This window comes from Bradyrhizobium sp. sGM-13 (assembly GCF_018398875.1).
Taxonomy (GTDB): domain Bacteria; phylum Pseudomonadota; class Alphaproteobacteria; order Rhizobiales; family Xanthobacteraceae; genus Bradyrhizobium.
On record NZ_JAGWDK010000011.1, the window covers coordinates 106,432 to 120,503 of the forward strand.

Here is a 14,072-nt window from a genome sequence, read left to right on the forward strand (position 1 = left end):
CGCCAATCACTTTTCCGGTAGCCCCGCATTGCGCATGCCCTCGGCAATCCGCACCCGTTGTGCGAGACAGGTCGGGTTGTCCGTTGGCGAACTGGCGTGAAAGTGGGCGAGAGTGAAATTGGGGTCGATGGCCAGTCCCGTCTGTATCGAAGTCCGCGCTTCTTCGATCCGCCCGAGATGAGCCAACGCCGCGGCAAGGTAGACGTGAACGAACGCGGCGACATTCGGATTGGTCTCGATGGCCCGCTTGAACCAGTAGACAGCAGCTTCATCGACCGCAAGATACGACTGTGCGACGCCGGCATTAATCATCCAGGTGAACGCCTGTTGTCACGGGGAGAAAGTTGAAATGCCTGCATGACGCAAGCTTCGGTTTCCTCGGCTCGACCCAGGTAGCATTTGCCGAGCCCAATCCACGCGTAAGCGGTGGCTAGATTTCGATCTAGCGCCAATGCACGCCCACATTCGGCGATACCCTGAGCAGCACGTTTGGTAAAGATCTGGACGACGCCAAGGAGGCAACGCGCCATGGCATGGTTTGGCAGGTGCGCAAGCACCTTGGTCAAAGACGTTTCGGCCGCCAGAAGGCGTGCTGTCCGGTCGCCGGTCTGCATGGAAGTTCCTCGTATCGCATCGACGAACGCCATGCCAACCACTGCTTCAGCGTTGCTGGTGTCAAGGCAGATAGCTTGTTCGAAGAACTTACGCGCCTGCGATAGGTTTGCGGGGTCCGATCCCCGATGCACACTCGCCATGCCCTGAAAATACAGATCCATTGAATCCGGATGTGGCGCCTGCGCCGCCCGTCGTGCCTCGGCCGTGACCAACTCGGTTCCGAGCTGATTGGCGAGACGCGCGCCAATTTCATCCTGCATGTCGAGGAAATCAGCGATTGGCTTGTCGAATCGTTCGGCCCACAGATGATTGCCGCTTCCGGCATCGATGAGCTGGACGTTGATGCGTATGCGGCCTTGCCCACGCTGCACGGACCCCTCAAGGATATAGCGAACGCCGAGTTCTCGACCGATTTGCTTCAAATCGACATGCTTACTCTTGTAAGTGAAAGCGGTGTTTCGGCCGATCACGAAGATTCCAACCATGCGCGACAAATCAGTGGTAAGGCTCTCGGTCACGCCGTCGACGAAATATTCCTGTTCGGGATCGGGGCTAAGATTGGCGAACGGCAAAACGACGAGCGAGGGTTTACCTGGAGCGGCAAAAGCGGGGGTCGGCGAGTTGGTCGTGACGGTCGCTCCCGTTGACGCCGGCGTTTCGCGTACCGCGCCGATAAAACGGACGCCCTTGCGCCGAAAGGTCTTGATGAGGCGTTGCTCATCTCCGGAATCACCGATCGCGTTCCGCGCCGCATTCAGGCGGGTATCGAGAGCTGCATCCGAGACAATGCGACCTTCCCAAACGGCTCTTATGAGTTCGTCCTTGCTGACGACGCGTTCCCGGTTGCCGATCAGATAGTTCAGCAAGTCGAACACTCGTGGCGCGACGGCGATGACATCCGTCCCGCGACGCAACTCGCGCCGGGCGGTATCGAATGAATAATCATCAAACAAATAGCGCAAGCCGCTTCCCTGCACGGCGGTCCAACCGTCGAAGTCCCAGTGCCTGAGCGCAATAATAAGCCGTCGGTAAGGAAAAAGTAAGCTGGTGCGTAAGTATGTCCATCCTTGCCATGGTATCCGAAGGTAGAGCCCACGCTGAGGAAATGAGACGAGTCGGGGAGAGAGTTAATGATCACACGTCGTGACTTGTTGACCGTGTCGGCGGCCGGTGTCGCGTTGTCCGCCACGGATCTAGTGCAGAGGTCTTCCGCACAACCGCTCGCAAGAACCGCGCATATACTGACAGGCTTCACGCCCGGATTGCAGGACGCCCTGGGAAGGCTCGTTGCCGGCCAGATGAAAGACTATGCGGAGACGTCGTGGTCGAGACCCGGCCCGGTGCAGCCGGTCGTGTTGCGGTCGAAGCCGTGAAGACAGCTAACGCCGACGGAACGGTTATGCTGCTCGCACCGCTTGGATTCATGATGCTCTTTCCACACGTCTACAAGACACTCAGATACGAGCCGCGGGATTTCACCCCGGTGTCGACCCTCGCCTCAACCCCGACCTTGCTGACAGTGGGTCCAAAGGTGCCGGGTGACGTAAGGACCCTTGCAGATTTCGTCGCTTGGTGCCGGGCTAACCCAAAGCTGGCCACCTACGGCACGGCGGGTGCCGGCACCACGCTGCACTTCCTCGGTGCGATGCTGGGTCGCACCGCGGGCTTCGATTTTCTTCACGTACCGTATCAAGGCAATGGCTCGATTCAGGATTTGCTCAAAGGAGAGATCGCATCAGCCATCATGCCAGTCGGCAGCTCCCTGGGCCTCGTCCGATCTGGAGATCTTCGTGCGCTGGCTACTACCGGACCGCACCGCAGTCCGTTTCTTCCCGCTGTGCCAACGGTGGGAGAGGCTGGATATTCCTCGCTTGAGGACCTCACCTGGTACGGTGTTTTCGTTCCGGCGAAGACGCCGGCGAATATCGTCGAAAAGCTCAATGCTGCCATCCAAGGAGCCCTGCGCACTGACGAGGTAAAGTCCGGCATGGCAAAATTAGCCGTCGAACTTGACTCAATCTCCATGGGGGACTTTGCCCGGCTGATCGTATCGCAATCGGAACGATGGAAAGCGATCGTGCAAGCAACCGGGTTCGTCCCGACTGATTGAAGGTCTGAGCGGCACTTGCACAAGGCTGTATGCCCTTTCCGAGCCTGGTACACTGGCGGACTGGCCGAAGCTGGCTCTTATCCAAACCGCGGATTTCGTGAGCGCTGTTCGACCAACATTTACTCTTTGCAAAACCACGCTGGGGTCAGCAGTGGACACGGCCGCACAAATGCTGGCACCGAGTGGGCGCTTGGTTTTGGATCGAATCCTGGATGTGCGACCACAGGCTAAGCACGCGATTGAGTCGCCAAGACCTTTGTCGATCGCGAACCACGATCGTTGATCGTCTACCTCTTCTTCCACCCGCCCCGGTGCCCCGGCGCGCCGCCGCTTGAGCGCGGGGCTGGCCCGAACTCCGGTCCTGACTGCCGCGAGTCCGTTGGCTGGAAGATCTTGCTGCCGCTTCCGGTCTCGGGCTTGCGCGGTTTGGCGCCGCTGGGGCGGTAGGGCAAGGATTCCGGGCCGTGCATTTCGTCGAGATGGGGTTTGTGGACTTTGGAGGTGGAAGAACCGCCGCTGCGGCTCACCCCGCCCCGACCGCCTGCGGCGGTCGACCCTCCCCCTCCAGGGGCGGGTGAAGAGGCGCTGCGCTTCTTCATCGCTGATGTCGGCAAGTTCGCTGCCTCGCCGTACTTCTTCGTCCCGGCATAGGCGCCGGCCTTGCCCTGCACGGTGCGCTGCTTTGCGGTGGGGTCGTCGACCACGGCCATTTCCGTCGCGCGCAGGCGTTTGACTTCGTCGCGAAGCCTGGCGGCTTCCTCGAAGTTCAAATCGGCGGCGGCTTCGCGCATGCGGGTTTCGAGGTCGTTCAGGACGGCCTCGAAATTGTGGCCGATCGAGATGACGTCGTCCGCCATGCCGCCGTCGCCGATTTCGACCAGCACGTGGTCGCGCTCGTAGACGGAGTTGAGGATGTCGCCGATCGATTTCTTCACGCTCTCCGGCGTGATGCCGTTAGCCGTGTTGTATTCGACCTGCTTTTCGCGGCGGCGGTTGGTTTCGGCGATGGCGCGCTCCATCGAGCCGGTCATCTGGTCGGCGTAGAGGATCACCTTGCCGTCGACGTTACGCGCCGCGCGGCCGATGGTCTGGATCAGCGAGGTCTCGCTGCGCAAAAATCCTTCCTTGTCGGCGTCGAGGATCGCGACCAGCGCGCATTCCGGAATGTCGAGGCCTTCGCGTAACAGGTTGATGCCGACCAGCGCGTCGAACGCGCCGAGGCGCAAGTCCCGTATGATCTCGATGCGCTCGATGGTGTCGATATCAGAGTGCATGTAGCGCACTCGAATGCCCTGCTCGTGCAGGTATTCGGTGAGGTCTTCCGCCATGCGCTTTGTGAGTACCGTGATCAGCGAGCGATAACCCGCGGCAGCGGTCGCGCGCACTTCGCCGACGAGATCGTCGACCTGCGTGCGCGCCGGGCGAATGTCGACCGGCGGATCGATCAAGCCCGTGGGACGGATCACCTGCTCGACAAATACGCCGCCGCTTTCGTTCAGCTCCCAGCCGCCCGGCGTCGCCGACACCGCGACCGTCTGCGGGCGCATCATGTCCCATTCCTCGAACCGCAGCGGGCGGTTGTCCATGCAGGAGGGCAGCCTGAAACCGTACTCGGCGAGCGTCGCCTTGCGCCGGAAGTCGCCGCGGAACATGCCGCCGATCTGCGGCACGGTGACGTGGCTTTCGTCGGCGAACACCAGCGCGTTGTCGGGCACGTATTCGAACAGCGTCGGCGGCGGCTCGCCGGGGCGGCGCCCGGTGAGGTAGCGCGAATAGTTCTCGATGCCGGCGCAGCTTCCGGTCGCTTCCATCATTTCGAGGTCGAAGGTGGTGCGCTGCTCCAGCCGCTGCGCTTCCAAGAGGCGCCCCTGGTTATTGAGCTCGTCGAGCCGCAGCTTGAGTTCACTCTTGATCGACTTGATCGCCTGCACCAGCGTCGGCCGCGGCGTCACATAGTGCGAGTTGGCGTAGATCTTGATGAATTCGAGATCGTCCTGCTTGTGGCCGGTGAGCGGATCGAACTCCTCGATATTCTCGACGGTATCGCCGAACAGGTTCACGCGCCAGGCGCGGTCCTCATAGTGCGCCGGGAAGATGTCGATGACGTCGCCGCGCACGCGGAACGTGCCGCGGGTGAAATCGGCCTGCGTGCGCTTGTATTGCAGCGCGACGAGGTCGGCGATCAACTGCCGCTGGTCGATGCGCTCGCCCTTCTTCAGCGCAAAGGTCATCGCGGTGTAGGTCTCGACCGAGCCGATACCGTAGATGCACGACACGGACGCCACGATGATGACGTCGTCACGCTCGAGCAGCGCGCGCGTCGCCGAATGGCGCATGCGGTCGATCTGCTCGTTGATGGACGAATCCTTTTCGATATAGGTGTCGGTGCGCGGAACGTAAGCCTCGGGCTGGTAGTAGTCGTAGTAGGAGACGAAATATTCCACCGCGTTGTCGGGGAAGAAATTCTTGAACTCGCCATAGAGCTGCGCGGCCAGCGTCTTGTTCGGTGCGAGAATCAGGGCCGGGCGCTGCGTCGCCTCGATCACCTTGGCCATGGTGTAGGTTTTTCCGGAGCCGGTGACGCCGAGCAGCACCTGGGTGCGGTCGTTGCGGTTGATGCCTTCGACCAGTTCGGCGATCGCGGTCGGCTGGTCGCCCTTCGGCTGGTATTCGGATTTGATCTCGAAGCGCACGCCGCCTTCGGATTTTTCCGGGCGCGGCGGCCGGTGCGGCGTCCAGACTTTGAGCTGGCCGTTATCGCCGCGAAATTCGGGACGTCCATCGCGGATCAGGCTTTCCAGCGCATCGGCGGTGGCTTTGACGCCGAGCGCTTCCATCTTGTTGCGCGGCGGGCGAGCGAGGGCTTCCTCGTCGTCTTCCGCGGTCGGCAGGCCGAGCTGGCGCGCGAGCTCGGGATCGAGGGTCGGGATCGTGGCCGCAGTGCCGTAGTTGGCTTGGGGCGCTTCTTCGAGGCCTTGTCTGGCGGCATCGCGTTTTGCGACGTCATCGCTCGTCCCTTTGGTCGAAGCGCGCGCGCGATGCGCCGCCGCCTCGCCGCCGGCGCGACGATCCCAGGAATTGTCCGGCGGAGGCTGTAGGCCGGTGCCTGAACCCGTTCCGGCGTCGCCGCGGTTGATGGCGGGATTGAGCAGTTCCGCCAGCGCCGGTCCGATGGGTTGCACCTCGGGCCGGTGTGCCTTGGATTTCGGGGTTTTGCCTGATTTTTTGGGAGCGTCGGGTTTCTTCGCCATGCGGCGAATATGGGACGAGTCAGCCGGTGAGAAAAGAGCAAATGGCGGCGCGAAAGCGCGCGTGCTTCCGCCTGTCAGCAGATGTCAGCAAGACGTAATCGGGAACCGTTGTGCGCCTCAGACGCGAAGATCGCCATTATCCGCGCTAGCCGGCGCTGCCTTGACGATATCCAGATGAATCCCGCCGCAGCGCGTGCATCGCATGGCCCAGTACTCGGCGCCGGCGCGGCCGGGGATGATACGCAGCACCGCGAGCGCCGCGCTGCAGTCCGGACAGGTCGAAAGCAGCGGCGTGGCTTGCACGGTCTGTTCGGGAGCGGGTATCGAGATTCGGCCGGCCAGCATGCTTACCGATTCGCGAACCGCGGCATGAAACGATCGATATGGGCTTTCGCATCCGCGATCGCCGCTTCCGGATCCGACCAGGCGAAGCCGACTTCGAGGGTCGGAAATGCCAGGCCGTCGATCACCACCGGCTCCTGGTCGGCCCGTTGAATCCTGGCGTGCCATAGCCCTCTCCCTGCTTCGAACGATTGGATTTCAAAGCCGCCATAGATCATGGCGCGTCCCCCGGAATTGCGCATGGCACGAGCAGAGCACAGCGCGGCGGAGGCAAATGTGAACGGCTTCACATGTGATGGATGTTTTTTGGCAGAAAGCCGTCATCGTCCGCGAAGGCGGGCGATCCAGTATTCCAGAGGCTGCGGTGATCGAATCGAGACGCCGCGGAGTACTGGATACCCCGCCTGCGCGAGGTATGACGACCGTGAGCGGAAGACGGTCGAGAATCACCGTCGCGCCAAAATATGATCCGCGAGCACCACGGCATCGTCGCCGACGCCTGACAGGAACGAGGAGTTCATCTTCGACAGCCATTGCAGGCCGAGGAAGTACAGGCCGGATACGGCTGAGATGCCGTTGCGATGAACCGCTTCGCCGCGGGCGTCGAGGACCGGGATATCGATCCAGCCGAAATCGACGCCGTAGCCGGTGGCCCAGATGATCGAAGAGATGCCCTCCGCGGCGAGGTCGAGGCGCGTGAGTGGCGCGGTGACGCAAGGCGGGTCGGGAAGCGTCGCGCGGGCGCCGGGTTCTTCCGGCAGCTCCAGGCGGCGCCGTTTCACATATTCATCGACGGTGTCGAGGAAGGTGGTAAAGGCGATGTCGCCGTCGCCAAGGCTTTTGTCGAGGTTAGGTGCAATGTCGAGCACGCCGCCATCGGCGGCGTCGAGACGTCCGAGCAAGATCATGCCGCGGGCGGCGAAATCGCGGAAATCGATGCTGCGGCCACCATAAGCGCCCGAAATCACCGGGCCGAGGCGCGCTTGCCCGCGCTCCTCCGGGGTGATCTGGTCGAACTGCATTTCGGCGAGCCACCAGATCAAGTCGCGGCTGCGATAGCGGCGCGGCAGGCGGCGATGCCGTCCGACCGAGAGATAGACGCGCCGGCCGGCCTGCAACAATTCCTCGGCGATCTGCGCGCCGGACGCGCCGGCGCCGGCCACCAGCACCGCGCCCGGCGGAAGCTGTTCGGGATTCTTGTAATCGGCGGCACGCACCTGAAACACTGGATGATCGCGCAACAGGTCCGGGATGACGCTGCGCTGATAGGGTCCGGTGGCGACGACGACATTGTCGGCTTCGATCGTGCCACCCGTGGTCTCGGCGATAAAGCGCCCGCCGTCGCGCTGCGACAGCCGCGTCACCGCGACGCCGCAGCGGATCGGCGGCGCGACGAAATCCGCATAGGCCTCGATAAATTTGATGATGGTGGCCGTATCCGAAAACCCATCGGGATCGCTGTGCGGAAACGGAAAGTCCGGCAGCCGCACCGACCAGTTCGGAAACTGGAATATTAATCCGTCCCAGCGTTCGCTGCGCCAGCGTTCGGCGATCCGGTGGCGCTCGAGCACCAGATGCGACAGTCCGCGCTGCTTGAGGCGGTGGCTCATCACCAGGCCGGCCTGGCCGCCGCCGATCACCAGCGTTTCGATCTTCTCATCCGGCATGTCTGTGGCCCCTGCGGCGCGTGGCGGGCTCCGCTGCCGCGCGAACGATCCAGCGCCGAAACGCGGCGAAATCGCGCTGCCCCGTGCTGAATCCCCGATACACCAGATACCAGCGCATGCCTTTCGGCACACTTAACGCAAACGGCGCGACCAGCCGGCCGGCCGCAAGGTCATCGTCGATATAGGGGCGGATGCCCATCGCGATGCCGAGGCCGTCGACGGCAGCCTGCAGCGCCTGGCCGTAAAACTCGAACTCCGGTCCGCGGGCGCTGATACGGGCGGTGCCGGCGGCCTCGAGCCATGACGGCCAGTCGTCTGGCGAATGCGCCACCCGCAGCAGCGTCGGCCCCTTCAGGTCGCCGGGACGTTTGAGCGCGTTGGCAAGGCGCGGCGCGCAGACCGGGAGCAGATCGGCGGCAAACAACGGCTCGGCGATCAGGCCGGGCCATTCGCCGTCGCCGAGCTTGATGCCGCAGCTCCAGTCCTCGCCGAACGGCACTGCGGCGCCGCCGGTGGTGATACGGACGTCGATATCGGGTTCTTCCTTGCGGAAGTCCGCCAGCCGCGGGATCAGCCATTTCATCGCAAAGGTCGGCCCGACGCCGATGGTCAGCACCCGCACGCTTGCGGGCGCCGTCACCTGCGCGGTCAGGCTCGCCAGCGCGTCGAAGATCGGCGTCAGCCCGTTCTGATAGGCGCGGCCGGCAGCGGTGGTCACGAGTCGGTTGGCCTTGCGCTCGAACAGCGCCACGCCCAGCCGCTCCTCCAACAGATGCACCATCCGGCTGACGGCGGCGGCGGAAACGTTGAGCTCGGTCCCGGCGGCGGCGAAGCTGCCGGTGCGCGCTGCCGCTTCGAATGCCTTGATGCCGTTGAGAAAGAGCAGCCGCCGCACATGACCCTCAGGAAAACTGATGCCAGAGCAAGATAACTCGGTTTGCGTAGCTCCGACAAGCGAGGCACAAGAATGAGTGTAGTAGCCTTGGGTTGAAGTAGGCTTGGGTTGAATTGGTGCGGCCGGTTTCAACCTCGCCCCGCTCTTCGCGGGGAGAGGTCGGCGCGAAGCGCCGGGTGGGGGGCTGCTTCCGCGAGCCCGATTGTGAGCGAGTTTGCGGAGGCAGCCCCTCACCCCAACCTTCTCTCCGGAAGGGCGGGGCGAGCGGAGACAGCGCCCTCGCGCCTCAACCTGGGTCTTGCGCAGGAGAGTTTCGTGACGCCGCTGATGATCGCAGCCCTGGGTGTGCTGATGGTGGCCACCGCCTTCCTGTCCGGCCTGTTCGGCATGGCCGGCGGGATGATCCTGATCGGCGTGCTGTTGATGCTGATGCCGCTGCCGACCGCGATGGTGCTGCACGCGATCACGCAGATGGCTTCCAACGGCTGGCGCGCGTTTCTGTGGCGGGCGCATATCCGCTGGCGGCCGGTGTTCGTCTATCTGATCGGCTGCGCGCTGGCGCTCGGCCTCTGGTCGCTCACCCGCTACGTGCCGGACAAGCCGATTGCCTTGCTGTTGCTCGGGGCCACGCCGTTCATGGCGCGGCTGATGCCGAAGAACCTCAAGCCGAACCCGGACAGCATCTGGCAGGGCTCGTTCTACGGCTTCATCTGCATGGGCCTGATGCTGATGACCGGCGTGTCCGGTCCCTTAATGGACACGTTCTTTCTCGGCGGCAATTTTGGCCGCCGCGAGGTGGTCGCCACCAAGGCAACCTGCCAGGTCGTGAGCCATCTTACCAAACTGATCTATTTCGGCGGCATCATCGATCAGGCAGCGACGCTCGATCCCGTGCTGGCCGCGGTTGCGATCGCGGCTTCGATGCTCGGCACCACGCTGGCGCGGCGGATTCTTGAGGCGATGAGCGACGCGCAGTTTCGCACCTGGGCCAACCGGCTGATTACGACGGTGGCCGGTTATTACATTCTCTACGGAAGCTGGCTGTTGCTGGTTCACGGCTCGGTTGCTTCCTTCTGAAGGGAGAGGGCTGATGTCGGATGCTGCAGATCCGCTGGTGCTCGACTTCGTCGAATGGGTCGCCCGCGAGCCGCGGAATTACGCAGAAGTAGTCGCGACCTGGCGGACCTCCTGTCCGCGCCTGACGATCTGGGAAGACGCTTCCGATCGCGGCTACGTCACACGCGAAACCATCGCCGGAACCGGACTGATGGTGACCGTCACCGCCTCGGGCGAAAAGCTGCTGCGCGAGCACGGCCGCATCGGCGTGCCGCAACGCTGATCCCGCATCACGATCGGCTGGGGATTCCGCTCTATCCGGATATCCATCTCCAGGACGCATAGGCAATATCGCCGAATCATGGCGAGAATCGCCGCGTAAGCGCCCAACTTTTGCCGGGCCCAGGCGTTGTCAAACCGCAGGACTCATTGTTTCGGAGACGATTGTGGACACCACACTGAAGCTGCAGCCACGCCCAACCAACGTGGCGTTGATCGCCTGGCAGTTCACCGGACAGCCGCTGCACGAATGGCCGAGCTGGGTTCAATCCAGTTGCTCGCTGCAGCGAAGCGAGGACGGTCACCTCGAGCTTCGACATGAACGGCAAAGCGGGACGCAAATCGTGTATCTGCAGGAGTGGCTGGTGCGGGATCTCGATGGCGGCGTGTGTTTTTACACCGACGCGGAGCTGCGCAGAGAGTTCGACATCGCACCTGGTCAGTGAACCCTATAAAACAGCTGCCCGCTGTTATGTCTCCGAGGCAATCGGACCGCACGTGACGAGTAGCAGGTGTTCCACGCTGCGCCACGCTACATGAGCGCGGCGTTGATCGACAGATGGGTCAGGATGCTTGCCACGTAGCCGAGCGCAATGGCCCAGGTCCATCGAAGATGGTTGATAAACGTGTAGTGGTTGCGCAGCAGTCCCATCAGCGCCACGCCCGCCGCCGTGCCGATGGACACGAGGCTCCCCCCGACACCGGTGCTCAGCGTGACGAGCATCCACTGGCCGCTCGACATATCCGGGTTCATGGTGAGCACCGCGAACATCAGCGGGATGTTGTCGAACGCCGCGCCCAGCACACCGATCGCGATGTTGGCAACGGTCGGTCCCAGGTCGCCATAGAGAAAATTCGACACAAGCGCGAGATAACCGGCGACGCCAAGTCCGCCGGGCGAAGATGACACCGAAGAAGAACAGCAGCGTGTCCCACTCCAGGCGCCTGATCTCCCGCAAGGAGTCGAACGCCATGTCCTGGTCGTCGCGGCGGCGCCCGATCCGCTGTAGGATGTAGCTGTACATTTGCAGGTATCCGAGACCCAGCATCATCCCGAGCGCGGGCGGCAAACTGAAAATGCTCTTGAAAGCGACGGCGGTCGCGATGGTGGCCGCGAACAGCCCGATCACAACGGCGGCGCCGTGCTTGAGTTGTCGGGTCTCGCTTACCGGCTCGGGCATTCCTTTCGGCACGCCGAAATGCATAAGCGTTGCAGGTACGAGGAAGTTCACCAGCGCCGGGAGGAAGAGATGGAAGAACTCGAGGAATTCCAGCTTGCCCTTCTGCCAGACCATCAGCGAGGTGACGTCGCCGAACTGCGAGTATACGCCGCCGGCATTGGCGGCCACCACGATGATGATGCAGCCCATGACGATGAACTGGTAATTGCCGACCCCGACGGCCACCACCACGGCGCCCATGACGAGCGCTGTGGTGAGGTTGTCGATCATGGGACAGCCGAAGAAGGCAATCCCCCCGACCAGCCAGAAAAGCTGCCGATAAGAGAGCTTCTTGCTGGTGAGTTTGGCCCTCACCACGGCGAAGACGCGCCGCTCCTGCATTGTGTTCACATACGTGATCGCTACCACGAGGAACAGCATCAGCTCGCCATAGTCGAGGATCACATGCTTGGCGGCGGCTTCGAGCGCGGCGCTCTGATCATGTGCGGCGTAGACAGCGCCGAGAAGCGCCCAGATGAGGCCCGCCGCCAGCATGATGGGTTTCGACTTGCGCAATTGAATGACTTCCTCGACGGCCACGAATCCGTAGGCGACGAAGAAGATCAGGAGCGACAGATAGCCGACGGGATGCTGCGTCAGGTCGATGAGCGCGCCCGCCTCCATGGCATGGAGCGGCGCGGGAGCGGACAGGAGCAAGACAAATACCGGAACGGCGAGCATCCACAGCCGTCCGGCAAAACGCAGCATCGTCAGCTCCTGTCGACGAAAGTCGAGCGCCATCATCACCGCAACCTGGTTTGATCCCACGCGAGAGGATCGTGCTTGCTGGGGATAAGGCGTAACACGCGATGGCGCGACATGCGCCCAATGCCGCGTAGGGAATAGTGCCCACGGGCTTATGGTGTATATTACCTACGCGCTTGCGTACGGAGAGAAGACGGACGCATTCTCGCTAGGCAGAAAATTGTGTGCTCGGCGAGGGAGGAACTGCATTGGACGTCGAGATCCGCAGGTCCCGAGGCGGGATAGTGGGGTTGGGGTGGAGTGCTGGTTGGCTGCGCGTGCTGGCGCCGACGCAGTACGCCCTGATCGGCGGCGTTTTCACGGCCGCCTATCTCGGGCTCGAATGGCTCACGCGCGTCCATGAACTCGAAGGCCTCGGCATCACGCTGTGGAATCCGGTGAAGGCGCTGAGCCTCGGCCTGTTGCTGCTCAAAGGTGTCGCTTATGCGCCGGTGCTGTTTCTGGCGGCATTGCTGGTCGATCTCTTCATCTACGGGGCGGCCAAGAGCGTCACTTCTACTATTGCGACGAGCGCGGTTGTTGCGCTCGGTTATGCGGCGCTCGCCGCAGGTCTCACGCGATGCCTTGGCTTTGCGGCTGGACGATCCGACCTGCGCAATGTGATTGCGCTGCTGGTGACGGTGCCGGCAGGGACATTCGTCATAGCCTGCCTCTATTGCGGCTTTCTCGTGTGGTTCGGCGACCTGCCGGCGAGGCAGTACTGGGAAGCGGTGCCGCATCTCTGGGTCGGAGACACCGTCGGTATCATCATCATCCTCCCCGTTGCGATGGCCGCATCCGGGTCAGTTCAACGTCTGGGTGAGACAAGACCCGCAGTGCTGCTGATCGACTCAGGGGCCTTTCTGGCCGGAGTCCTGATCGCATTGTGGCTGATCTTCTCCTTCGAGCGGGCCAACGAATTCCATTTCTTCTATCTGCTGTTCCTCCCGGTGAGCTGGATCGCGATGCGCGCCGGGTTCGTGGGAGCGGCAGCCGGCGTATGTGTTGTCCATCTGCTGCTGTTGGCTTTCATCAGCTGGGGCGGCTATCCCGCGAGCACTTTCATGGGCTACCAGCTCCTGGTGCTGGCGCTCGCTTTGAACGGATTGCTGCTCGGCGCCGTCGTCGACGAACGCCGCAGATCGGATGAACTGCTGCGCGAGCAGCACGCCGAGGTGGCACGCATGACGAGGCATGCGACGGCCGGTGCGATGGGCGTTTCATTGGCGCACCAGATCAGTCAGCCGCTATCGAACGTCGCCATGTACCTTCACGTCGGCCGGCAGCTTTTGGCTGACAAGCCTGCCGATCCCGCGCCGATTGCGGAGTCGCTGGAAAAGGCAACAGGGCAGCTGCGGCACGCGAAAGATATCCTAGAGCGTCTGAGGGATTTCGTCTCGCGCGGCACGCTGAGGCCAGCTCCCACCGACCTCGGCGCCCTGACGCGGAAGGTGGTGGCACTAGCCGAAGATGACGCAAGGGCGCACGGGGTGTCGGTGCGGCTCGAGGCGGCGACCGTGCCGCCGGTCACGGTCGATGCGCTTCAGCTCGAGCAGACCCTGATCAACATGATCAACAACGCCATCGACGCCGCCACGGAAGCGAGCCCGGCACCGGGCTCCGTTACCGTTCGAGTGGCAACGGTAGACAAGTGGGTGCGGATCGAGATCGAGGACAACGGGCCGGGCGTTTCCGGTGTTGTGGCCAAGCACCTGTTCGAGCCGTTCGTCACGACAAAGCCGGGCGGCATGGGGCTCGGGCTGGCGCTGTCGCGCGAGCTGATCGCGGCACATGGAGGGACGATCGATTGGGAGCGCGTCCGGCCGGATGGCGGCGCGCTGTTCACGATTGAGCTTCCCCTGAGCCCGGAGGTTGGCCATGGGGCATAAGCAC

At 62.9% G+C, this 14,072-nt stretch carries 13 protein-coding genes and 1 pseudogene; 5 read left to right on the forward strand and 9 right to left on the reverse strand.

Annotated elements, in window-relative coordinates; all coding sequences use genetic code 11:
• Nucleotides 1-6: 6 nt before the first annotated feature.
• Entirely contained in the window at nt 7-312 is a 306-nt protein-coding gene (locus tag KJQ96_RS41755) for a tetratricopeptide repeat protein (protein WP_309142435.1), read from the reverse strand.
• A complete protein-coding gene (locus tag KJQ96_RS18570; RefSeq protein WP_309142436.1) occupies nt 309-1,577 on the reverse strand; it encodes a winged helix-turn-helix domain-containing protein in 1,269 nt (422 codons plus the stop codon). Before KJQ96_RS18570 ends, KJQ96_RS41755 begins: the two co-directional genes overlap by 4 nt.
• Before the next feature lie 359 nt (nt 1,578-1,936).
• On the opposite strand from KJQ96_RS18570, the gene KJQ96_RS18575 reads away from it, so the two are divergent.
• Nucleotides 1,937-2,725: a tripartite tricarboxylate transporter substrate binding protein gene (locus KJQ96_RS18575; RefSeq protein WP_309142437.1), complete on the forward strand. Its 789-nt coding sequence runs from the start codon at nt 1,937-1,939 to the stop codon at nt 2,723-2,725.
• A 287-nt stretch (nt 2,726-3,012) separates the two neighbouring features.
• Here the strand turns inward: KJQ96_RS18575 and uvrB are convergent, their stop codons facing one another.
• The 5 genes from uvrB to KJQ96_RS18600 form a co-directional block, all read right to left on the reverse strand.
• Nucleotides 3,013-5,976, reverse strand: a complete 2,964-nt coding sequence (gene uvrB / locus KJQ96_RS18580; RefSeq protein WP_213288016.1) for an excinuclease ABC subunit UvrB — start codon at nt 5,974-5,976, stop codon at nt 3,013-3,015.
• A gap of 117 nt (nt 5,977-6,093) precedes the next feature.
• Nucleotides 6,094-6,321: a hypothetical protein gene (locus tag KJQ96_RS18585; RefSeq protein ID WP_213288017.1), complete on the reverse strand. Its 228-nt coding sequence runs from the start codon at nt 6,319-6,321 to the stop codon at nt 6,094-6,096.
• 2 nt (nt 6,322-6,323) lie between these two features.
• Nucleotides 6,324-6,560, reverse strand: a complete 237-nt coding sequence (locus KJQ96_RS18590; RefSeq protein WP_249734198.1) for a hypothetical protein — start codon at nt 6,558-6,560, stop codon at nt 6,324-6,326.
• A 204-nt stretch (nt 6,561-6,764) separates the two neighbouring features.
• Nucleotides 6,765-7,985, reverse strand: coding sequence for an NAD(P)-binding domain-containing protein (locus KJQ96_RS18595; RefSeq protein ID WP_213288018.1), 1,221 nt, complete (start codon nt 7,983-7,985; stop codon nt 6,765-6,767).
• Nucleotides 7,975-8,880 (reverse strand): LysR substrate-binding domain-containing protein, encoded by a 906-nt coding sequence (locus KJQ96_RS18600; protein ID WP_213288019.1) that lies wholly within the window; start codon nt 8,878-8,880, stop codon nt 7,975-7,977. The genes KJQ96_RS18595 and KJQ96_RS18600 overlap by 11 nt, the downstream gene beginning before the upstream one ends.
• Nucleotides 8,881-9,195: 315 nt before the next feature.
• Here KJQ96_RS18600 and KJQ96_RS18605 point away from each other — a divergent pair, with 315 nt between their 5' ends.
• The 3 genes from KJQ96_RS18605 to KJQ96_RS18615 all read left to right on the forward strand — a co-directional run bounded on the left by KJQ96_RS18605 (nt 9,196) and on the right by KJQ96_RS18615 (nt 10,661).
• A complete protein-coding gene (locus KJQ96_RS18605; RefSeq protein ID WP_213288020.1) occupies nt 9,196-9,957 on the forward strand; it encodes a sulfite exporter TauE/SafE family protein in 762 nt (253 codons plus the stop codon).
• A 13-nt stretch (nt 9,958-9,970) separates the two neighbouring features.
• Nucleotides 9,971-10,219: a hypothetical protein gene (locus KJQ96_RS18610; protein WP_213288021.1), complete on the forward strand. Its 249-nt coding sequence runs from the start codon at nt 9,971-9,973 to the stop codon at nt 10,217-10,219.
• 163 nt (nt 10,220-10,382) lie between these two features.
• The gene (locus KJQ96_RS18615) at nt 10,383-10,661 is read left to right on the forward strand and encodes a hypothetical protein (RefSeq protein ID WP_213288022.1); all 279 of its coding nucleotides are present in this window, start codon (nt 10,383-10,385) and stop codon (nt 10,659-10,661) included.
• Nucleotides 10,662-10,747: 86 nt separating this feature from the next.
• On the opposite strand, the gene nhaD (KJQ96_RS42045) is transcribed toward KJQ96_RS18615, so the two are convergent.
• On the reverse strand, nt 10,748-11,125 hold the full coding sequence (gene nhaD / locus KJQ96_RS42045) for a sodium:proton antiporter NhaD (RefSeq protein WP_375293182.1): 378 nt from the start codon (nt 11,123-11,125) through the stop codon (nt 10,748-10,750).
• Nucleotides 11,126-11,174: 49 nt separating this feature from the next.
• A pseudogene (gene nhaD / locus KJQ96_RS18620) lies at nt 11,175-12,179 on the reverse strand (sodium:proton antiporter NhaD); the annotation flags it as partial.
• 251 nt (nt 12,180-12,430) lie between these two features.
• Here nhaD (KJQ96_RS18620) and KJQ96_RS18625 point away from each other — a divergent pair.
• Nucleotides 12,431-14,068: an ATP-binding protein gene (locus tag KJQ96_RS18625; protein WP_213288024.1), complete on the forward strand. Its 1,638-nt coding sequence runs from the start codon at nt 12,431-12,433 to the stop codon at nt 14,066-14,068.
• Nucleotides 14,069-14,072: the final 4 nt, after the last annotated feature.